The sequence below is a fragment of the Streptomyces sp. NPDC060209 genome (assembly GCF_042728155.1).
Lineage (GTDB): Bacteria > Actinomycetota > Actinomycetes > Streptomycetales > Streptomycetaceae > Streptomyces.
In genome coordinates, this window is the sequence record NZ_JBHWZS010000063.1 from 1 (window position 1) to 21,479 (window position 21,479).

A 21,479-nucleotide genomic window follows, 5' to 3' on the forward strand; every position below is an offset into this window, starting at 1 on the left:
GTTCCGGCGCGGGTGCCTCCGTGCCCGGCCGGATCACTCCGGCTGATGTTCGGGGCCGCCGAAGTCCGGGCTGGTGAAGTCGGGGCTGGTGAAGGTGGGGCGGGGGCCGGCCGAGGGGCCGTCCTCCGGCCCGGAGAAGTCCGGTCTGCTGTAGCCGATCTTCGGGATCCGATTGGCCGAACGGTGTGGTGTCCGGGAGGCGGCACCCGCGGTCGGGTCGGCCAGCGCGTCCCGGAGGAAGGGCAGGATGCCGCGTTCCAGCAGGGCGTGGCGCCAGGCCTCCCGGGCGCGTGCCACGTCCTCCGGCAGTTCCTCCTCCTCGTCCACGGCGGGCAGCGCGGTGGCGCCGTTGCGCAGGGCGGTGACGAGGAGTCCCACCGCGGCGAAGAGGATGGCCGCGGCGGCGACGGCCGCGAAGAACCACCCGGCGGCGACCATGGTCCCGGCGAAGGCCGGGGCAGGGCTGAGCGCCTTCAGGGGGTACCCGACCAGCAGGAATATCAATGCGGCCGTACCCGCGAGGACGGGTGCCAGCACGGTGATCACCGCGAGGGTACCGGCGCCCGTGGGCGCGGCCTCGTCGGTGGCGGATCCGAGGACGGATGCGTGGGCATCAGGGTCTTCCGGCCCGCGCAGCTCGCCGCGGACCTTCACATAGTGCTCGTACTCGGTGGCGGCGGCCGCGGTGATCAGGGGCGTGGCGTCGAGCGCCATCGTCCGCAGCTGTTCCGTGTTGAGACGCTCGCCGACACCGTCCAGATCCGGTCGTTCGTGAGCATGACGCAGTGCGTCGGCAAGGATCCGCTCGTACTCGGGTCGGTCCTCGGCCAGCAGGTGCGGAGCGCTTTTCATGTGCATCCCCCGATGCTCCGTAGGGCCTGACCGGCCGTGCGGGCCGGGTGATCAGGCGGAAACGGAGGAGAGCCTGCTACTGATACGCCGATGGTAGAGCGCCTACGGCACAGGGTGACAGAGGGTTTCCGGAAATAGGCCCAGCCGCCGACGGTGTCAGGTCGTGATGCGTCTTCCCCGGCGACCGTCAGTCATGCAGGGGAAGTTGGACGACCAGTAGCTTTCCGGCCATGGTCACTCCGCCGTCCATGGCGATGGCGAGCCCTTCCGCGTAGACGTGGGGGCCATCCACCACGGGCCGTGGCACGTCCTCGCCCTCCTCCGATCCGACCTCGCCGAGCAGATACGGAATGGGGCTGTGGCCATGGACGACGCGCTGCCCGCCATATGTCGCCATCAGTTCGCGAACGGCCTGTGCGCCGCCCTCGTCGCGGAAGGCGAACCGCTTGGTGAGCTTGCGGAAGAGATCCCAGCACTCATCGGCGTCGTTCCGCGTGAGAATGGCGTGCACCGTGTCGTTGACGTCCTCGATGGTGGATCCGTAGTCGAGGTAGGCCGTCGTGTCGGAGTGCATGAGCAGATGTCCGTCCTCCTCGACGACCGCGTCGAGCCGGGCCATCCACTGGAGGTGGACGTCCTGGAGCCGCTCCATGTCCGTCTTCTGGCCGCCGTTGAGCAGCCAGGCGGCCTGGAAGGTCGCGGTTCCGGCGCCGGAGTTCACCGGGGTGCCGCCGAACCTCTTCGCGCCGAGCAGAAGCAGTTCGTGGTTGCCCATGAGTGCCTTGCAGTACCCGCCGGCCGCCGCCGCCTCCGCGGAGAGGCGCATGACGAGATCGATGACGCCGATGCCGTCCGGTCCGCGGTCGGTGAAGTCGCCGAGGAACCAGAGCCTGGCGTTGCCGGCCGCCCACCGGCCATCGGCGTCGACGAGGCCCTGCTCGCCCAAGGCGGCCAGGAGCTCCTCCAGATAGCCGTGGACGTCGCCGACGACGTACAGCGGACCGCGGCCGGATTCACCGGCGGACCGGGCCTCCGGCACGGCCTGCACCTGGACGGTGTCGCCGCGGTTGATCACGGGCAGATCGCGCTCGGTGGGGGTGTACCCCTCCGGCGGCTCGTCGCCCACCGCGGCGTTGCCGGGGTGCGGCAAGGGCGGGGGCATCGGCACCTGCGCATACGGCGGTACGCGGAAGTCGCGCAACGTCGCTGTCCGCACTACGGGTTCCTGACCGGCCCCCTGAGTCATCGACCCCTCCACCACCGTCGCGCCTCCGTACACCTGACGGGCCCTGCCTGGTAGAGGTGGTCCGCGGTGTCGTGCGCCCATCATAGGAATGCGGATCGTGCTGTGTGACGCACCAGGGGTGGTGAATCCGTGCGCACACCCGGTTCATCGGCCGTTTGGTCCGGATTAATCCGATCAGTCCCCGGCAGGTGACCGCGGAGGGCTGACCGTGGTGCGCGGCGGACGCCGCTGAGAGGACGTCCGGACGATGAGCTCCGTCGGTATCACCTGCTCCACCGGACCGTCGTGTTCGACCCCTTCGATCGCGTCGATGAGGAGCTGGACGACCGCCGTGCCGATTCTGCGGGGCTTCAGTGAGAGCGTGGTGATGGGGGGTTCGGTCGACGCGTACACGGTGGATTCGCTGCAGCAGACCAGCAGGAGGTCCTCAGGGACCCGCAGGCCGTAGCGGCGTGCCGCGGCCAGCAGATCGGTGCCGTTGGGGTCGAAGAGCCCGTAGACGGCGTCAGGGCGGTCAGGACGGGCGAGGAGGCGGTCTGCGGCCACGGCGCCGGCGCAGGGGTCGTGGGCCGGATAGGACTCGTAGACCGGGTCCTGGCCGACCCGCTCGCACCAGTGGAGGTAGGCGGTGGTGGAGAGGCGGGTGTACGTGTCGGTGGTGGTGCCGGTCAGCAGCCCGATACGGCGGGCTCCCGCGGCCGCGAGGTGATCCAGGAGGTCGAGTACGGCCGCCCGGTGATCGTTGTCGACCCAGGCGGTGACCGGAAGCGTGCCTGCCGGGCGTCCGTCGGAGACGACGGGCAGCCCTTGGCGTACGAGTTCGGTGACGACCGGGTCCTGGTCGGAGGGGTCGATGACGACCGTCCCGTCGAGTGCGACGTTCGACCAGACGTCGTGGCGTGAGGTGGCGGGAAGGATCACGAGCGCGTAGCCACGGGCGAGCGCGGCCGATGTGGCGGCTCTCGCCATCTCCGCGAAGTACGCGAATTCGGTGAAGGTGAAAGGTTCATCCCCGTACGTGGTCACGGTCAGGCCGATGAGCCCCGACTTGCCGGTACGGAGGGTTCGGGCCGCCGCGGACGGGCGGTAGCCCAGCCGTTCGGCGACCTCGCGGACATGGCGGCGGGTGGCGTCCGGGAGCCTGCCCTTGCCGTTGAGTGCGTCGGACACGGTCGTGATGGAGACTCCGGCCGCCGCGGCTACGTCCCGGATCCCCGCCCGTCCCTGCCGGCCGCTGCGCCGGGGCGTCTCTGTCCGGCTCACCTGGTGCTTCCCTGCTGCTGTCATGGCGAGCCGATAGTAGGGCTCCGATGCCGGGTTGGGCCGGTCGCATATGCGCACGTTGACAGGCACGTTTCTGCATGATCATAAAGGTGTAAATGCCTTGCGAATCAAGGGTGTTGAGGGCTTCAGGATTAATGTGTCATGCATCGACGCGCGTGAACCTGCTGTATGACCCATGTCTCGAAGAGGTCTCAACTCACCTGTTCGAGGGATGCGCGCCACGGAGTGAGCGACCGGCGCGCGGCGGAATCGGCGGCGCTCCCCCTTCCGAAGCGGTGCATGGCAGGCGTTTCCGGCCGCAGGGAGCGATTTCGGATCCTGGCCGTTCGCACGGGTGCCCAATCCTCATATGGTGAGCAGTATTGATGTGTACGGATGGTCGAGGAGGACCTGCGGTGAGCGAGACGAGCCCCAAGCTGCGCGCCGAGCTGGACGGCGTCCCTGCGTATGTGCCGGGCAAGCCGGCGTCCGCGGAGGGACCGGTTGCCTTCAAGCTGTCCTCCAACGAGAACCCGTATCCCCCGTTGCCCGGCGTCATGGAGTCGGTGCTCGCCGCGGCCGCCGCCTTCAACAGGTACCCCGACATGGCCTGTACCGGTCTGATGAACGAGCTGGCCGACCGATTCGGTGTGCCGGTCTCCCATCTGGCCACCGGTACGGGCTCGGTCGGTGTCGCTCAGCAGTTGCTCCAGGCCACCTCGGGCCCGGGGGACGAGGTCATCTATGCCTGGCGCTCGTTCGAGGCGTACCCGATCATCACGCAGGTCAGCGGTGCGACGTCGGTCAAGGTGCCGCTGACCCGCGGTGAGGTGCACGATCTCGACGCCATGGCCGACGCGGTCACCGACCGGACGCGGATGATCTTCGTCTGCAATCCGAACAACCCGACCGGCACGGTGGTGCGCCGGGCGGAGCTGGAGCGGTTCCTGGACCGCGTCCCGGACGACGTCCTGGTCGTGCTCGACGAGGCGTACAAGGAGTTCATCCGGGACGCCGATGTGCCGGACGGCATCGAGATCTACCGGGACCGGCCCAATGTCGCGGTGCTCCGGACCTTCTCCAAGGCGTACGGCCTCGCGGGTCTGCGGGTCGGCTTCGCGGTGGCGCACGAGCCCGTGGCCGCCGCGCTGCGCAAGACGGCCGTCCCCTTCGGCGTCAGCCAGGTCGCCCAGGACGCCGCTGTCGCCTCGCTCCGTGCCGAGGACGAGCTGCTGGGGCGGGTCGGGTCGCTGATCGGCGAGCGCTCCCGGGTGTACGACGGGCTCGTGCGGCAGGGCTGGACCGTTCCGGAGTCCCAGGCGAACTTCGTCTGGCTGCGGCTCGGGGACCGCACGCTCGACTTCGCCGGTGCCTGCGAGCGGGCGGGCGTGGTCGTGCGGCCGTTCGCGGGTGAGGGTGTGCGGGTCACGATCGGCGAGGCCGAGGCCAACGACGTGTTCCTGAAGGTCGCGGAGTCCTTCCGGCAGGAGCGGTAGCGGCGCGTCCGCCCGACGGGCCTCCGGTGGCCCCTTGCCTCGATCGCCGAGGTGAGGGGCCACCGCTCTTTTCGTGCCCGTCAGGCAGCCGGGGCCGTGTCCTGGAAGCCGCTGCGTCCGTGCCTCAGGGCTGTCCGGTTTCGGCTGGCTCGGCCGGGTCGGCCGGAAAGCACCCCCCACCCGATGGCTTCGAAGACATGTGCGCCATAATGCTTGTGAATGTGAACGCGTTCACAAGCGCGCCCCGTTTCCTCCCGTGATCGGGTGGATTGACCGGGCAACCTGCGGCTGTGATCACGGCGACGTAAGGAGAAGAGTCGTGGACCTGGCTCTGGCACCAGAGACTCTGGCGCGATGGCAGTTCGGCATCACCACCGTCTACCACTTCCTGTTCGTCCCTCTGACGATCTCTCTCGCCGCGCTCACCGCCGGCCTGCAGACCGCCTGGGTGCGCACGGAAAACGAGAAGTACCTCAAGGCCACCAAGTTCTGGGGCAAGCTCTTCCTGATCAACATCGCCATGGGCGTGGTCACGGGCATCGTCCAGGAGTTCCAGTTCGGGATGAACTGGTCCGACTACTCGCGGTTCGTCGGTGACGTCTTCGGCGCCCCGCTCGCCTTCGAGGCGCTGATCGCGTTCTTCTTCGAGTCCACCTTCATCGGCCTGTGGATCTTCGGCTGGGACAAGCTGCCGAAGAAGATCCATCTCGCCTGTATATGGATGGTGTCCATCGGCACGGTCCTCTCGACGTTCTTCATCCTGGCCGCCAACTCCTGGATGCAGCACCCGGTCGGCTACCGGATCAACGAGGAACGCGGCCGTGCCGAGCTCACCGACTTCTGGAAGGTGCTCACCCAGGACACCGCGCTCACCCAGTTCTTCCACACCATCACGGCGGCCTTCCTCGTCGGTGGCGCCTTCATGGTCGGCATCTCCGCCTTCCACCTCGCCCGCAAGAAGCACATCCGGGTGATGCGCACCTCGCTGCGGGTCGGGCTGGTCACGGTGGTGGCAGCAGGCATGCTCACCGCGGTCAGTGGAGACACGCTCGGCAAGGTGATGTTCAAGCAGCAGCCGATGAAGATGGCCGCGGCCGAGGCCCTGTGGGAGGGCGAGGACGGCGCCCCCTTCTCGCTCTTCGCGGTCGGCGACGTCGCCGAAGGACACAACGACGTCGAGGTCTCCGTACCCGGAGTGCTCTCCTTCCTCGCGGACAACACCTTCACCTCGTACGTGCCGGGCATCAACGACATCAACAAGCAGTTGCAGGAGACCTACGGGCCCGGTGACTACCGCCCCAACATCCCGGTCGCCTTCTGGAGCTTCCGCTGGATGATCGGCTTCGGCATGGCGTCCTTCGGCCTCGGTCTGCTCGGGCTGTGGCTGACGCGGCGGAAGTTCCTGCTGCCGCCGGCGCTGCGCACCGGCGAGGACGAGGTGCCGAATCTGGTCCTGTTCAGGAACAAGGCGCTGAGCCCGAAGCTCGCCAAGCTCTACTGGATCACAGCCCTCTGGACCATGCTCTTCCCCCTGATCGCCAATTCCTGGGGCTGGATCTTCACCGAGATGGGGCGCCAGCCCTGGGTGGTGTACGGGGTGTTCCAGACCCGCGACGCGGTCTCTCCGGGGGTCTCGCAGGGGGAGATCCTCACCTCCATGATCGGCTTCACGGCGCTCTACGCGGTGCTCGCCGTCATCGAGGTCAAGCTCCTCCTGAAGTACGTAAAGGCCGGACCGCCCGAACTCACCGAGGCCGACCTCAACCCGCCCACCCGGATCGGCGGCCATGACCAGGACGCCGACCGGCCGATGGCCTTCTCCTACTGAGATCAAGCGGAGCTGAGAGATGGAACTCCACGACGTCTGGTTCGTGCTCATCGCCGTCCTGTGGACCGGCTACTTCTTCCTGGAGGGATTCGATTTCGGTATCGGGGTCCTCACCAAGCTGCTGGCCCGTGACCGTAAGGAACGCCGGGTTCTGATCAACACGATCGGGCCGGTCTGGGACGGGAACGAGGTATGGCTGCTCAGCGCGGGCGGCGCGACCTTCGCCGCCTTCCCGGAGTGGTACGCCACCCTGTTCTCAGGCTTCTATCTGCCCCTGCTGGTCATCCTGCTCTGCCTGATCGTGCGCGGAGTGGCGTTCGAGTACCGGGCGAAGCGGCCCGAGGAGCGCTGGCAGGCCAACTGGGAACACGCGATCTTCTGGACCTCGCTGGTTCCGGCCGTTCTCTGGGGTGTGGCCTTCGGGAACATCGTCCGCGGCGTGAAGATCGATGCCGACATGGAGTACGTCGGCAACCTCTGGGACCTGCTCAACCCTTACGCCGTCCTGGGCGGGCTGGTGACGCTGTTCCTCTTCACATTCCATGGGTCGGTGTTCGCCGCACTCAAGACCGTCGGGGACATCAGGGCGCGGGCACGCGGGCTGGCCTTCAAGCTGGGCCTGGCCACCGCGGTGCTCGCGCTGGGCTTCCTCGTCTGGACCCAGGCCGACAACGGCAACGGCCGGAGCCTGGCGGCGATGATCATCGCCGTGGTGTCGCTGGTGGTGGCCATCGGTGCCGTCGCGGCGGGACGCGAGGGCTGGTCCTTCGCGTTCTCCGGCGTGACCATCGCGGCGGCGGTCGCGATGCTCTTCCTGACGCTCTTCCCGAACGTCATGCCGTCCTCGCTGAACGACGCCTGGAACCTGACGGTCTCCAACGCCTCATCCAGTCCCTACACCCTCAAGATCATGACCTGGTGCGCCGGGATCGCGACACCGGTGGTGCTCCTGTACCAGGGCTGGACGTACTGGGTATTCCGCAAGCGCATCGGCACGCACCACATCGCGGATGCGCACTGAACATGCCGCTGCGCGGTGAATGTGCTGATGCGACGTACTGAACGTGCCCTGCGCACCGAACTGGCTGAGTGAATGACATGAGCTCACTGGGGAGCTGTTTCACGTGAAACCGATCGACCCGCGTCTGCTCCGGTACGCCCGGGCCACCCGGTTCTTCCTGGCGGCAGTGGTGGCACTGGGCCTCCTCGGAGCCGCTCTGGTCATCGCCCAGGCCATGCTCGTCGCCGAAGTGGTGGTGGGCGGGTTCGAGGACGGTCTGTCCGTTGCCGGGCTCCGCACACCACTGCTCCTGCTCGCCGCTGTCGCGCTGGGGCGGGCATTCGTGGCCTGGCTCACCGAATTGGCCGCGTACAGGGCGAGTGCCGCGGTCAAGTCCGAACTGCGCGGCCGGCTCATGGAACGGGCTTCCGGCCTGGGGCCGGACTGGCTGAACGGGCAGCGCACCGGGTCGCTGATCGCTCTGGCCACGCGGGGTGTCGACGCCCTCGACGACTACTTCTCGCGCTATCTCCCGCAGCTGGGCCTCGCGGTTGTCGTTCCGGTGGCGGTGCTGGCTCGTATCGTCACCGAGGACTGGGTGTCGGCGGCAATCATCGTGGTGACGCTGCCGCTGATTCCGCTCTTCATGATTCTGATCGGCTGGGCCACCCAGTCCCGGATGGATCACCAGTGGAAGCTGCTGTCACGTCTCTCCGGGCACTTCCTCGACGTGGTCGCCGGGCTGCCGACGCTGAAGGTCTTCGGCAGAGCCAAGGCGCAGGCCGAATCGATCCGCAACATCACCTCGCAGTACCGCCAGGCCACGCTGAAGACCCTCCGGATCGCCTTTCTGTCCTCCTTCGCCCTGGAGCTGCTGGCGACTCTCTCCGTGGCGCTGGTCGCGGTAACGATCGGGATGCGGCTCGTCCACGGAGAGCTCGACCTCTACACGGGGCTGGTGGTTCTCATCCTGGCGCCGGAGGCCTATCTGCCGATCCGACAGGTCGGCGCTCAGTACCACGCGGCCGCCGAGGGCCTCTCGGCCGCGGAGGAGATCTTCGCGGTGCTGGAGACCGAGCCCACGGCCGCCGGCTCCCAGGACGTGCCGCAGTCGCTGCGGCTTGAGCTGGAGAGGGTGACGGTCCGGCACCAGGGCCGGACCGAGCCCTCGCTGGACGCCGCCTCCCTCGTGGTCGAGCCCGGGGAAACAGTCGCTCTGGTCGGTCCCAGCGGGATAGGCAAGTCCACGCTCCTCAGCGTGGTGCTGGGTTTCACGGCGCCCGACGAGGGGCGGGTGCGGGTCGGCGGAACCGATCTCTCCGCCCTCTCCCCCGAACGCTGGCGTGAGCAGATCGCCTGGGTGCCTCAGCGCCCCCATCTCTTCGCCGGGACGATCGCGGAGAACGTACGCCTGGCCCGCCCGGACTCGGACGACGCAGCGGTCATGGCCGCACTGCGGGAGGCAGGGGCGTACGACTTCGTCGCGGCGCTGCCGGACGGCGCGGAGACACCGCTGGGCGAGGACGGCGCTGGACTCTCCGCGGGACAGCGGCAGCGGCTCGCGCTGGCGCGGGCCTTCCTCGCCGACCGGCCCCTGCTGCTGCTCGACGAGCCGACGGCGAGTCTGGACGGCGAAACGGAGGCCGGCATCGTCGACGCGGTACGGAGGCTTGCCGCGGGACGCACCGTGCTGCTGGTCGTGCACCGGCCGGCGCTCCTCTCGGTCGCGGACCGGGTGGTGACGCTGGAACCGGGAACGTGCGGGGCGCTGCCCGGGCGGAAGGGCCAGGGAAGTGGGACGGCTTCGGGTGTTCCCGCCGCCTCAGATGTCCCGGACGGCATCGAGCGCCTGAGCGCGGGGGAGCCCGCGTCGCTCCAGAACACCGCCGTGTCGCTCAAGGACACGGCGCCCAGGGCCGGCGGCCGCGTGTTCGCCCGGGTCAGGGAGGCCGCCGGTTCCCAGCACGGGAAGCTGGGTCTGGCTCTGCTGCTGGGCAGCCTCGCCGTGGGGTCGTCCGTCGGACTCATGGCCGTATCCGGATGGCTGATCTCGCGCGCCTCCGAGCAGCCCCCGGTGCTGTATCTGATGGTCGCCGTTACGGCGACCCGGGCCTTCGGTATCGGCCGGGCCGTCTTCCGCTACGCGGAGCGGCTGGTGTCCCACGATGCGGTGCTCAGGATGCTCGCCGAGCTCCGGGTGGCTGTGTACCGCGGGCTGGAACGCGTAGCGCCCGCCGGTCTTCGAGCCACGCGGCGTGGCGACCTGCTGTCCCGGCTGGTCTCCGACGTGGACGCCTTGCAGGACTACTGGCTGCGCTGGCTGCTGCCCGCGGGAACCGCGCTGGCGGTCGGGTTGGGATCGGTCGCCTTCACCGGCTGGATGCTGCCGGAGGCGGGCGCCGTGCTGGCCGCCGGACTGCTCCTCGCAGGCCTGGGCGTGCCGTGGCTGAGCGGCGCCTGCGCCCGGCGCGCCGAGCGCCAACTGGCCCCTGCCCGGGCCGCACTGGCTGTGCGGGTCGCCGACCTTCTCGTCGGGACGGCCGAGCTCACCGTCGCGGGTGCGCTGCCCGCCCGTAAGAAGCAGGTGCGCACGGCGGACGGCGTCCTCACGCGGATCGCTTCGCGCGCGGCGACCGCGACCGCATTGGGCGGCGGGCTCTCCGCCCTGATCTGCGGGCTCACGGTCGTAGGGGCGGCGATCTTCGCGCTGCCGGCGGTGTCGGACGGACGGCTGGCAGGAGTGGAACTCGCCGTGGTCGTCCTCACGCCTCTCGCGGCGTTCGAGGCCGTGACGGGACTGCCGCTCGCGGTGCAGTACCGGCAGCGGGTCGAGCGGAGCGCGGAGCGGGTCTTCGAGGTGCTGGATGCCCCTGTGCAGGTCGAGGAACCGGCCGATCCGGCCGAGGCGCCCGTCTCGCCCTTCCCGCTCGACGTGCGCGGGCTGTCGGCCCGGTACGAGGGTTCGGAGCGCGATGCGCTGCACTCCCTGGATCTGACGCTGCATCGCGGCAAGCGGGTCGCTGTCGTGGGCCCGTCGGGTTCGGGAAAGACCACACTCGCCCAGGTTCTGCTCCGCTTCCTGGACGCCCGGGAAGGGACGTACCGTCTCGGCGGTGTCGAAGCCTCGGCGCTGGACGGGGACACGGTCCGGTCCTTCGTCGGGCTGTGTGCCCAGGACGCTCACGTCTTCGACAGCTCCATCCGCGAGAATCTGCGGCTGGCCCGCACCGGGGCGACGGACGCGCAGCTGCGGGACGCTCTCGCCGCGGCCCGGCTGCTGGACTGGGCCCAGTCGCTGCCCGACGGCCTCGACACGATGGTGGGTGAACACGGGGCCCGGCTGTCGGGCGGCCAGCGGCAGCGGCTGGCGCTGGCCCGTGCGCTCCTGGCCGACTTCCCCGTACTCGTGCTCGACGAGCCCGCGGAGCACCTCGACCTGGCGACGGCGGACGCGCTGACCGCGGACCTGCTTGCGGCCACTCAGGGGCGTACGACCGTGCTGATCACCCATCGGCTGGCCGGGCTCGACGCGGTGGACGAGGTCCTGGTGCTGGACGGGGGCCGGGTGGTGCAGCAGGGTCCGTACGCCGCTCTGGCGGCGCAGGACGGTCCTCTGCGCCGGATGCTCGAACGTGAACAGGAGCCGGTGCGCGCCGAGCCGGAGCGGATGGGGCCGGTGCCCGTACGGGCATGAGGAGGCGGGCTGCTCCGGATTCCGACTTTCGGGACTATTCGGTGCTTACTAGGCTCGGGTCATGCCCGAGCAGGATCCGAAGGACTCACCCGGAGCCGCGCAGCAGACCACCGGGAGCCTGCGAGGGCTCTCCGCGGAACTGACCGCACGCGTCCCGCAACTGCTGGAAGCAACGAGGTCCGTCGGGACGGGCCTCGAGCTCCACTCCACCCTCGAGCGCATCTGTGAGACCGCGGCGGAACTCGCGCACGCCCGCTATGCGGCCATCGGAGTCGTCGAAAGGCCCGGTGAGAGCCTCTGCGACTTCATCACCCATGGGGTGCCCGAGGACGTCGCCCGGGCTATCGGCCGCCCGCCCGACGGGCACACCGGCCTCCTGGGCGCGCTGATCCAGGAGGGCGTGCCCATTCGGCTGGAGGATCTGGCGGCCGACCCGCGTTTCGCCGGCTTCCCGGCCGCCCACCCGAAGATGCGCACATTCCTCGGGGTTCCGATCCGGGTCCAGGGCAAGATCTTCGGCAACCTCTACGTGATGGAGAAGCACGGTGGGGACGCGTTCGGCGACGACGAACTGCACATGCTGCGTGTGCTGGCCACGGAGGCCGGGATCGCCATCGGGCACGCACGGACGTACGAGGCGGCCCGACAGCGGGAGCAGTGGATCGACGGCTCGGTGGCCGTCACGACCGCCCTGCTTTCGGGCGGGGACGCCGACGAGGCACTCGCCGTCGTCGCCGAACAGGCGCGACGCCTCGCGGACGCGGCAGTCGGCATCGTGCTTCTTCCGGCCGCGGACGGAGGCCTGGAGATCGTCGCCGTCGCCGGGGAGAAGCCGTCCGCGTCCCTCGGAGTGATCATTCCGCCGCAGAGCCCCGTGGTTGCGGCGCTCCTGAGGGGCGAGGAGGTGTTCCTGGACGATTCCGCGACCGACCCCCGCATGCTCACCAGGCTCGCCGATCAATTCGGCCCCCACATGCTGCTCCCTCTGAGAAGCGGTGGCCGGGTGCTCGGAGCGCTCTCCATCCCGCGGGCCCGCGGCGGCCGGCCGTTCACCCAGGCGGAGCGGACGCTGGCCACCCATTTCGCAGCGCAGGCCGCACTGGCGCTGAAGCTGGCCGAAGCCCAGCGCGACCGGGAGAGGCTTGTCGTCTACGAGGACCGGGACCGGATCGCCCGCGACCTCCACGACCTCGTCATTCAGCGCCTGTTCGCCACCGGGATCATGCTGGAGGGCGCTCAGCGGCGCTCTCCGGTCCCCGAGGTGCAAGCGGGCATCGGACGGGCCGTCGACGAACTGGACGTGACCATCCAGGAGATCCGTACCGCCATCTTCGCCCTGCAGCAGGAACCGGCGGAGGCACCGTCGGGGCTGCGGACCCGAGTGCTGCGGGAGATCAACATGGCCGCGGTGCCCCTGGGTTTCATGCCCACGCACCGATTCCTGGGACCGGTCGACTCGCTGGTGGGGGAGCTCGCGGGCAAGAACCTCATCGCGGCGCTGCGTGAGGCGCTGTCCAACACATTCCGTCACGCGAGGGCCTCGCGCGTCGAGGTGAGGGTGGACGCGACCGCGGTACTGCCGGACGGGCGGGACGCGGTACGGCTGACGGTCGCCGACGACGGGGTGGGGATTCCGGACGGCGGGCGGCGCAGTGGACTGCGCAACCTCGCCAGGCGTGCTGAGTCGCTGGGCGGTGCGAGCTGGTTCGGGCCGGGGGCCGGAGAGGACAGCAGCGGCACGACGGTGACCTGGGAGGTCCCGCTCTGACGGCGCGGGATGCCTCGAAGGGCCGCACGGGCGGTTGCAGCGGCTGCTCCGTGTGGCCTCAGCGGGCGGCGAGGATGCGCTCGACGACGACCGCGACACCGTCCTCGTCGTTCGTGAGCGTCACGCCGGATGCGGCGGCCACGGCAGCCGGATGGGCGTTGCCCATGGCGAACGAGGCACCGGCCCAGCTCAGCATCTCCACATCGTTGGGCATGTCCCCGAACGCGACCACCTCGTCCGGGGAGATCCCGCGCTCCGCGCAGCAAACGGCGAGCGTGCCGGCCTTGGAGACCCCGAGTCCGCTGATCTCCAGCAGCGCGGTGGGGCTGGACCGGGTGAACGACGCACGGTCCCCCGCGAGTTCGCGGGCCAGCGCGAGGAAGGCGTCCGGTGCCAGTTCGGGGTGGTGGGCGAGGACCTTCAGGACCGGCGTACCGGTGCCCGGAGCCTCCTCGTGGAGCAGCTTCTCCGCGACGGCGACCGTGGCACCCGGGTCCATGTGGAACGGGGGGTAGGCCGGTTCGTAGTGGATCCCGGTGGCCAGTTCGACGGCGAACGACACCCCGGGAGCGGCCTCGCGAAGGGCGTCGACCACTCCCAGTGCGACACCGCGGTCCAGCGGATAGACCTTGAGGAGCCGGCCGTCGTGGAGATCGGCGACGGCGGCCCCGTTCGCGCAGATCGCCATGCCGTGGCCCTGCACATGGGGGCTGACGACGTCCATCCAGCGGGCGGGCCTTCCGGTGACGAAGAAGACCTCGATTCCCGCCTCCTCGGCGGCTGACAGGGCGGCGATCGTACGGTCCGACAAGGTCTTGTCGTCGCGTAGGAGGGTGCCGTCCAGATCGGTGGCGATCAGCCGGGTCACGGCAGGCAGAGGCGAGTCGATAGCTGAGGTCACCCGGCCATTCTCCCGTACGGAGTCGCACGGGCGTGCAGAGGGGCGCACATCTGAGAGCACGAGTCCTTGAGCTGCGGAACCTGACTCCGGCATATGCCGACGGCTCGCGGGGTACCGCCCGGTCGGGAGGCGGTACCCCGCGGCCGGATGGTCCCCGGTCCGGACGGAGGGTGAGCCGACCAGTCAGTCGAACTGCGCCAGTGCCTCGGTGGCGATCCGCTCGAAGAGAGCGTTGTCCAGGGCGAAGTCGGAGTCCGGCACCGGCCAGTGCACGACGATCTCGGTGAATCCGAGGTCGAAGTGCGTTCCCGCGAAGTCCACGAACGCGTCGAAGGACTGCAGGGGACGGCCAGGCGTGAATCCGGTGAGAAGGATCTTGTCCAGCTCGGAGACGTCCCGGCCGGATTCCTCGCAGGCAGCGCCGAGCCGGGTGATCTGGCCGCGGATGGCTGCCACCGACTGGTCGGGGGTACCGGCCTCGAACAGCTTGGGGTCCCCCGTCGTCACCCATGCCTGGCCGTACTGTGCCGCGAGCTTCAGTCCGCGCGGGCCGGTCGCGGCGACGGCGAAGGGCAGCCGGGGACGCTGTACACAGCCGGGGATGTTCCGGGCCTCGTTCGCGGCGTAGAACCGGCCCTCCTGCGTTACGGACGGCTCCCGGAGCAGCCGGTCGAGCAGCGGGACGAACTCGTCGAAGTGGTCGGCGCGTTCACGTGGCGTCCACGGCTCCTCGGCGCTCCCGCGCAGCGTGGTGGCGTCGAAGCCGTTGCCGCCGGCGCCGATGCCGAGCGTGATCCGTCCGTCGGAGACGTCGTCCAAGGTGATGAGGTCCTTGGCGAGCGTCACCGGGTGCCGGAAGTTGGGCGAGGTGACGAGCGTGCCCAGGCGCAGTCGCTCGGTGGCTGCGGCCGCGGCTGTCAGCGTCGGTACGGCTCCGAACCACGGGCCGTCGCGGAACGTCCGCCAGGCCAGGTGGTCGTAGGTGTACGCGGCGTGGAATCCCAGCTCCTCGGCGCGTACCCACAGCGGCCGGCCGCCGTCGTGCCAGCGGCGGATGGGCAGGATCACGGTGCTCAGTCGACGGGGGGAGGTCATGGCCACGACTCTACGGCGCTCTCTGGGGCGCATCGGCGGCCACTGGGGACGGGCGCACAGGAGGAACGCTGCCGGGGAGGGTTGCCAGTGGTTGCCGGGGGGCGGAGCCCGGGCGACGCTGTAGTGGGACGCGGCCGGTCCTGCCCGCGCGTGCGCACGGCGCCGGTCGGGGTTCGCCGGAAGGAATGAGTCGTCATGAGGATGCTGCTCACCGCGCAGATGGACACCGAGTCGGCAAACCGTTCGGTATCCGACGGAACCATGTCCAAGATGATCGAGGAGGTCGTCGAGCAGCTCAAGCCCGAAGCGGCGTACTTCACCGTCCAGAACGGTCAGCGCACCTGTCTGATGGTGTTCGACATGCAGGACTCCGCCCAGATGCCACCGCTCCTGGAACCCTTGTTCCACGCGGACTCCAAGATCGGCCTGCAGCCCGTCATGAACCTCGACGACCTGCGTGCGGGCCTCGGCGGCATGGAGCGCTGATCCTGCGGGACGCGTCATTCACGCAGGCGCAGGAAGAGCGGCGGCACGGAGTCGGTGAGCCATACCCCGTTGGCGCTGACATGGAAGAAGTGCCCTGCCCGGTGCATGGCTCCCGCGTCCACGGCGAGGACGACCGGGACGCCGCGCCGGGCGCCGACACGGACCGCCGTCTCGCGGTCGGGCGAGAGATGGACATGGTGGCGGGACATGGGCCGGAGCCCTTCGGTACGGATGGCGTCCAGTGCCCGTGCCACGGTGCCGTGATAGAGGTACGCGGGCGGTTCGGCCCGGGGCAGGCCGAGGTCGACGGTGACGGAGTGGCCCTGGTTCGCCCGGATGCGATCGCCGTCCACGGTGAAGCGCTGCTTGTCGTTGACCGCCACGACGTGGTCGAGTTCGTCCCGGGTGATGGTGAAGCCCTGCCGGGCGCAAGCCCCCAGCAGCTCGTCGACGGGCACCCAGCCGTGAGGGTCGAGACTGATACCGATCCGGTCGGGTTCATGCCGCAGATGCTTCGACAGGTACTTGGACACCTTGACGGTGCGTCGTTCGTCCATCCCGTCAGGGTGCCCGCGTCGCGCCTCCCGGTGCACCTCGATTTCATCCGGCGGATGCGGCACTTTTTGTCGCCCACAGGTTTGATCCACAACCAACTCGGGTTATCCACAGGCCTTTTGGCGATTCTGTGGACAAGTGCCGGTAGATTTGGGCTGTTTGGTCAACTCATCTATCTTTGCGGCGATATGCGCACTTCGGTGCCTGTGTCGCTACTCAACGGCACTTCACGTAGGTTCACATGCCCAAAGCGGCACTCGCGATGGCGACTTGCGGGAGATGGCCGTCGGAGAGGAACAACCCGGCTTCTGACCCGGGGTGTTGCCGCGCCGAAGTGCTGAACTTGCCCTCGGAGTCACAGGGGCGGCTTCAGGCGAGCTACGCCGCGCAGGATCCGAGGACTGATCAGTGACAGCAGCCGTGCGCCGCGGGCCTCAGGTGTCACCGGCACCACTGCCCGGTTGTGCACCACGGCTTCGAGAATCGCCCGAGCCACCTTTTCCGCCGGGTAGTTGCGGCGCGAGTACAGCTCGGCCGTCCGCTTCCGGAGACGCGCCTGCTCCGCCTCGTCGGCTCCGGCGAAACGCGCGGTCCCGGTGATGCCGGTGTTGATGAAACCCGGGCATATCGCGCTGACCCCGATCGACCGGTCGGCCAGTTCCGCGCGCAGGCACTCGCTGAGCATCAGCACCGCCGCCTTGGACGTGCTGTAGGCGGGCAGCGCGCGTGACGGCTGATAGGCGGCCGCCGAGGCGACGTTGACGATGTGACCACCCTGCCCACGGTCGGCCATCTGCCTGCCGAAGATCCGACAGCCGTGGATGACTCCCCACAGATTGACGTCGAGGACGTTCCGCCAGTCCTCACTCGTCGTATCCAGGAAGGAACCCGCCAGTCCGATACCGGCGTTGTTCACCAGGACGTCCACGACGCCGAATTCGGTGGCGACCTTCTCCGCGAGCTTCTCCATGGCCTGCTCGTCCCCGACGTCCACCACTTCGCCCCAGGCTTCGGGTGCGCCGGTCAGCCGCGCCGTCTCCACTGTGCGGGCCACGCCCTCCGCGTCCCGGTCCACGGCCACCACCCGTGCACCCGCCTTCGCGAACGACAGCGCTGTGGCACGCCCGATGCCCGAAGCCGCGCCGGTCACCAGCACCAACTGGCCGCCGAATCGCTCTGCATGGGTTCCCGTGGCTGCCGATCGCCGATCACCCGGCTCGGCGAGAACGTCCTGTCCGCCGGATTCCCCACCGCCGACGAATTCGCTGATCCAGGCGGAAAGCTGGTCCGGCCTGGTGCGCGGGACCCAGTGTTTCGCGGGCAGGGAGCGGCGTACCAACCGGGGGACCCACAGGTCCAGTTCGTCGTAGAGCGACGGGGACAGAAAGGCGTCACCGGTCGGCGTGATCAGCTGCACCGGCACATGGGCGTGTGCGTCCGGGCGCGGCCGGCGCAGACGGGACCGGACGTTGTCACGGTAGAGCCACGCCCCGTGCGCCGCGTCATTCGCGAGTGACGCCGTCGGATACCCGTCCGCGGGAATCCTCTCCATCCGCTGCAGAATCCGCGGCCACTGCCTGCCGAGCACCCCGCGCCAGGCCATCTCGGGCAGAACGGGCGTGTGCAGCGCGTACACGTACCAGGACTTGGCACCCTGGCCGAGCAACTGCCCCACGCGGCGAGGGCTCGGGTGGGACATCCGCTGCTTGATCCAGTGCCCGAAATGGTCGAGGGACGGGCCGGACATCGACGTGAACGAGGCGATGCGGCCCTTGGTCCGCTCCACCGTCGCGAATTCCCAGGACTGGACCGAACCCCAGTCGTGACCGACCACATGGACCGGCTGGTCCGGGCTGACGGCGTCCACGACGGCCAGGAAGTCGTCGGTCAGCTTCTCGAGTGTGAAGCCACCGCGCAGCGGCTTGGGCGCCGTGGACCTGCCGTGTCCCCGCACGTCGTAGAACACCACGTGCCACCGCTCCGCCAGCCGCCCCGCGACCTCGGACCAGACCTCCTTGCTGTCCGGATAGCCGTGCACCAGCACGATCGTCGGCTGTGACGGGTCGCCCAACTCGGCGACACACAGCTCGATTCCGCCCGTACGCACCCAGCGCTCACGCGCGCTTCGCAGATCCACGCCGCCTCCTCGTCCAGTGCCGGCGTTGCGGTACGCGTCCGTAACGTGACACCGCTGAATGTGGCAACCGACGGACGGTCGCGTCAAGGGATGCCCCGAACCTGTGGACAACGCCGTGTGGACGGGCCGGCCCCGGGGGCTGTGGACAAGCCGACGCCGCCGCGTGCCCCGCAGGCCCGTGCGACGTGCCCTGCGGACGACCCGGGCCTGGGTGTCCTCCCTCGTGGGGTCCCCCTACGGGTCCGTACGCCTGGAGTCTGACGCGGATGCAACCGTCTGGTCTGACGACTCCTGTGGCGCGCACCACTACCTTCTAAGACGTGACTGTGATCGCAACCGAAAGCCTGAGCAAGCGGTTCCCGAGGGTGACCGCGCTTGACCGGCTCTCCTTGGACATCGGACCGGGCGTAACCGGCCTGGTGGGTTCCAACGGAGCCGGCAAGTCCACACTGATCAAGATCCTGCTGGGTCTGTCCCCCGCCACCGAAGGCCGGGCCGCGGTGCTCGGGCTCGACGTCGCCACCGAAGGCGCCGCGATCCGGGAGCGGGTCGGATACATGCCCGAGCACGACTGCCTGCCGCCCGACGTCTCGGCCACCGAGTTCGTCGTCCACATGGCGCGGATGTCCGGACTGCCGCCGACCGCGGCGCGTGAGCGCACCGCGGACACCCTGCGGCACGTCGGTCTGTACGAGGAGCGGTACCGCCCCATCGGCGGGTACTCGACCGGCATGAAGCAGCGGGTGAAGCTGGCCCAGGCCCTGGTCCACGACCCGAAGCTGGTCCTCCTCGACGAGCCGACCAACGGCCTGGACCCCGTCGGCCGCGACGAGATGCTCGGTCTGATCCGCCGTGTCCACACCGACTTCGGAATCTCGGTTCTGGTCACCTCCCACCTCCTGGGAGAGCTCGAGCGGACCTGCGACCACGTCGTCGTCATCGACGGCGGGGCGCTGCTGCGGTCCAGCTCGACCAGCGACTTCACACAGACCACCACCACGCTGGCGGTCGAGGTGACCGACAGCGACGACCACCCGGACGGCACGGACGCCCTGCGAAAGGCCCTCACCGGGGCCGGGATCAAACTCGTGGGCCACGACGGACTCGACGCCGAAGGGCTGCCGGGAGCGGGCCACATCCTCCTGGTGGAGGCGACGGGCGAGGAGACCTACGACCTGGTTCGCGACAGTGTCGCCGGGCTGGGACTGGGGCTCATCCGGATGGAGCAGCGACGCCACCGCATCGCCGAGGTCTTCCGCGCCGAACAGGCGCCCCAAGCGGTTTCGGCCGCGACAGTCGGCGTCGGACAGCAGAAGGGGAGCGGTCGCAATGAGCACTGAGACCGGGACCGTGGCCGGGAGCGACACCTCCCGCATCCACAACATCGGATACCGCTCCTACGACGGTGCCCGACTGGGCCGGGCATACGCCCGCCGCTCGCTCTACTCGCAGTCCCTGCGGGGCTCGTTCGGACTGGGCAGGTCCGCCAAGTCCAAGGTGCTGCCGATGCTCCTCTGCGGGGTGATGTGCCTGGTGGCGCTGATCCTTGTCGCGGTCGCCATCGCCACGCCCAACATGACGAAGCTCCCCATCAAGTACACGGACTTCGCGATCTACCTGCAGGCCGTGATCGGACTCTTCATCGCCTCCCAGGCGCCGCAGTCCGTGTCCAGGGACCTGCGCTTCAAGAGCGTGCCGCTGTACTTCTCGCGGCCGATCGAGCGGGTCGACTACGTACTCGCCAAGTTCGCCGCCATGGCGTCCGCCCTGCTCATCCTCACCGGAGTGCCCCTCGTCATCCTCTACGCGGGCTCGCTGCTCGCGAAGTTCGACTTCGCCGACCAGACCAAGGGCTTCGGGCAGGGGCTGGTCTCCGTGGCACTGCTCTCCGTGCTGTTCGCCGGACTGGGTCTGGTGGTCGCCGCTCTGACACCCCGCCGGGGCTTCGGGGTCGCCGCGGTGATCGCGGTCCTGACCATCACCTACGGCGCGGTCTCCACGGTCCAGGCGATCGCCTGGGAGACGGGCTCCTCCGGTGCCATCACCTGGCTGGGGCTGTTCTCGCCCATCACACTGATCGACGGCGTGCAGACCGCGTTCCTCGGTGCCTCCTCCGCCTTCCCCGGCGGCGAGGGGCCCGGAGCCGCAGCCGGGCTGGTCTATCTGATCGTTGTACTCGCGCTCGTCGCCGGCTCGTACGCCGTACTGATGCGCCGCTACCGGAGGGTCGGGCTGTGACCACCATCGAGATCGACCACACCTCCCGCTGGTTCGGCAACGTGGTCGCCGTCAACGACGTGAGCATGACCGTGGGCCCCGGAGTCACGGGGCTGCTCGGCCCCAACGGAGCCGGCAAGTCCACTCTGATCAACATGATGGCCGGGTTCCTCGCGCCGTCGACCGGCAACGTTACGCTCGACGGTACGCAGATCTGGCGCAACGAGGCGGTCTACAAGGCGATCGGCATCGTGCCGGAGCGGGAGGGCATGTACGACTTCCTGACCGGCCGGGAGTTCGTCGTCGCCAACGCGGAGCTGCACGGACTCGGCGACGCGGCCGCGGCCGAGGCGCTGGCCACGGTCGAGATGGAGTACGCGCAGGACCGCAAGATCTCGACGTACAGCAAGGGCATGCGCCAGCGCGTGAAGATGGCGTCCGCCCTGGTCCACAACCCCTCGGTGCTGCTCCTGGACGAGCCGTTCAACGGCATGGACCCGCGTCAGCGGATGCAGCTGATGGACCTGCTGCGCCGGATGGGCGCGGAGGGGCGCACGGTGCTCTTCTCCTCGCACATCCTGGAGGAGGTCGAGCAGCTCGCCTCCCACATCGAGGTGATCGTGGCGGGCCGGCATGCCGCGTCCGGCGACTTCCGGAAGATCCGCCGGCTGATGACGGACCGGCCGCACCGCTATCTCGTGCGGTCCAGCGACGACCGGGCACTCGCCGCGGCGCTCATCGCGGACCCGTCGACGGCGGGGATCGAGGTCGACGTGACGGAGCGTGCCCTGCGCATCCAGGCGGTCGACTTCGGACGCTTCACCACGCTGCTTCCGAAGGTCGCGCGCGAGCACGGCATCCGGCTGCTGACCGTCTCCCCGTCCGACGAGTCCCTCGAATCGGTCTTTTCCTATCTCGTGACGGCCTGAGTAGTGGCCTGA

16 protein-coding genes are annotated in these 21,479 nt (G+C 69.2%); 9 read left to right on the forward strand and 7 right to left on the reverse strand.

Annotation, left to right across the window (positions count from 1 at the left end):
* Nucleotides 1–33: 33 nt before the first annotated feature.
* From ACFWFI_RS15040 to ACFWFI_RS15050, 3 genes are all read right to left on the reverse strand, one after another.
* Nucleotides 34–858 (reverse strand): hypothetical protein, encoded by an 825-nt coding sequence (locus tag ACFWFI_RS15040; RefSeq protein WP_387389518.1) that lies wholly within the window; start codon nt 856–858, stop codon nt 34–36.
* Nucleotides 859–1,039: 181 nt separating this feature from the next.
* Entirely contained in the window at nt 1,040–2,098 is a 1,059-nt protein-coding gene (locus ACFWFI_RS15045) for a metallophosphoesterase (RefSeq protein ID WP_387389520.1), read from the reverse strand.
* Nucleotides 2,099–2,272: 174 nt separating this feature from the next.
* On the reverse strand, nt 2,273–3,385 hold the full coding sequence (locus ACFWFI_RS15050) for a LacI family DNA-binding transcriptional regulator (protein WP_329230827.1): 1,113 nt from the start codon (nt 3,383–3,385) through the stop codon (nt 2,273–2,275).
* A 392-nt stretch (nt 3,386–3,777) separates the two neighbouring features.
* On the opposite strand from ACFWFI_RS15050, the gene hisC reads away from it, so the two are divergent.
* From hisC to ACFWFI_RS15075, 5 genes are all read left to right on the forward strand, one after another.
* A complete protein-coding gene (hisC, locus tag ACFWFI_RS15055; protein ID WP_387389523.1) occupies nt 3,778–4,857 on the forward strand; it encodes a histidinol-phosphate transaminase in 1,080 nt (359 codons plus the stop codon).
* 319 nt (nt 4,858–5,176) lie between these two features.
* Entirely contained in the window at nt 5,177–6,685 is a 1,509-nt protein-coding gene (locus ACFWFI_RS15060; protein ID WP_387389525.1) for a cytochrome ubiquinol oxidase subunit I, read from the forward strand.
* 19 nt (nt 6,686–6,704) lie between these two features.
* Nucleotides 6,705–7,706 (forward strand): cytochrome d ubiquinol oxidase subunit II, encoded by a 1,002-nt coding sequence (gene cydB, locus ACFWFI_RS15065; RefSeq protein ID WP_387389528.1) that lies wholly within the window; start codon nt 6,705–6,707, stop codon nt 7,704–7,706.
* 103 nt (nt 7,707–7,809) lie between these two features.
* Entirely contained in the window at nt 7,810–11,379 is a 3,570-nt protein-coding gene (gene cydD, locus ACFWFI_RS15070) for a thiol reductant ABC exporter subunit CydD (RefSeq protein WP_387389531.1), read from the forward strand.
* A gap of 61 nt (nt 11,380–11,440) precedes the next feature.
* Nucleotides 11,441–13,147 carry a sensor histidine kinase gene (locus ACFWFI_RS15075; protein ID WP_387389533.1) on the forward strand — a complete coding sequence of 569 codons (1,707 nt, stop codon included), beginning with the start codon at nt 11,441–11,443 and terminating at the stop codon, nt 13,145–13,147.
* A 58-nt stretch (nt 13,148–13,205) separates the two neighbouring features.
* Here the strand turns inward: ACFWFI_RS15075 and ACFWFI_RS15080 are convergent, their stop codons facing one another.
* Together ACFWFI_RS15080 and ACFWFI_RS15085 are read right to left on the reverse strand one after the other, a co-directional pair.
* On the reverse strand, nt 13,206–14,048 hold the full coding sequence (locus ACFWFI_RS15080) for a Cof-type HAD-IIB family hydrolase (RefSeq protein ID WP_387389536.1): 843 nt from the start codon (nt 14,046–14,048) through the stop codon (nt 13,206–13,208).
* A gap of 183 nt (nt 14,049–14,231) precedes the next feature.
* A complete protein-coding gene (locus ACFWFI_RS15085) occupies nt 14,232–15,143 on the reverse strand; it encodes an LLM class flavin-dependent oxidoreductase (protein ID WP_387389539.1) in 912 nt (303 codons plus the stop codon).
* Nucleotides 15,144–15,338: 195 nt separating this feature from the next.
* Between ACFWFI_RS15085 and ACFWFI_RS15090 the strand changes: the two genes are divergently transcribed.
* Nucleotides 15,339–15,629: a hypothetical protein gene (locus ACFWFI_RS15090; protein ID WP_387389542.1), complete on the forward strand. Its 291-nt coding sequence runs from the start codon at nt 15,339–15,341 to the stop codon at nt 15,627–15,629.
* A 14-nt stretch (nt 15,630–15,643) separates the two neighbouring features.
* On the opposite strand, the gene ACFWFI_RS15095 is transcribed toward ACFWFI_RS15090, so the two are convergent.
* Nucleotides 15,644–16,186 (reverse strand): RNA 2'-phosphotransferase, encoded by a 543-nt coding sequence (locus tag ACFWFI_RS15095; RefSeq protein ID WP_387389545.1) that lies wholly within the window; start codon nt 16,184–16,186, stop codon nt 15,644–15,646.
* 353 nt (nt 16,187–16,539) lie between these two features.
* Nucleotides 16,540–18,321, reverse strand: a complete 1,782-nt coding sequence (locus ACFWFI_RS15100; protein WP_387389547.1) for an SDR family oxidoreductase — start codon at nt 18,319–18,321, stop codon at nt 16,540–16,542.
* Nucleotides 18,322–18,686: 365 nt separating this feature from the next.
* Between ACFWFI_RS15100 and ACFWFI_RS15105 the strand changes: the two genes are divergently transcribed.
* The 3 genes from ACFWFI_RS15105 to ACFWFI_RS15115 are packed head-to-tail and all read left to right on the forward strand — an operon-like array spanning nt 18,687 to nt 21,467.
* Nucleotides 18,687–19,661 carry an ABC transporter ATP-binding protein gene (locus tag ACFWFI_RS15105; protein ID WP_387389585.1) on the forward strand — a complete coding sequence of 325 codons (975 nt, stop codon included), beginning with the start codon at nt 18,687–18,689 and terminating at the stop codon, nt 19,659–19,661.
* Nucleotides 19,651–20,559: an ABC transporter permease gene (locus ACFWFI_RS15110; protein ID WP_387389549.1), complete on the forward strand. Its 909-nt coding sequence runs from the start codon at nt 19,651–19,653 to the stop codon at nt 20,557–20,559. Before ACFWFI_RS15105 ends, ACFWFI_RS15110 begins: the two co-directional genes overlap by 11 nt.
* Nucleotides 20,556–21,467: an ABC transporter ATP-binding protein gene (locus ACFWFI_RS15115; RefSeq protein ID WP_387389551.1), complete on the forward strand. Its 912-nt coding sequence runs from the start codon at nt 20,556–20,558 to the stop codon at nt 21,465–21,467. The genes ACFWFI_RS15110 and ACFWFI_RS15115 overlap by 4 nt, the downstream gene beginning before the upstream one ends.
* Nucleotides 21,468–21,479 lie beyond the last annotated feature (12 nt).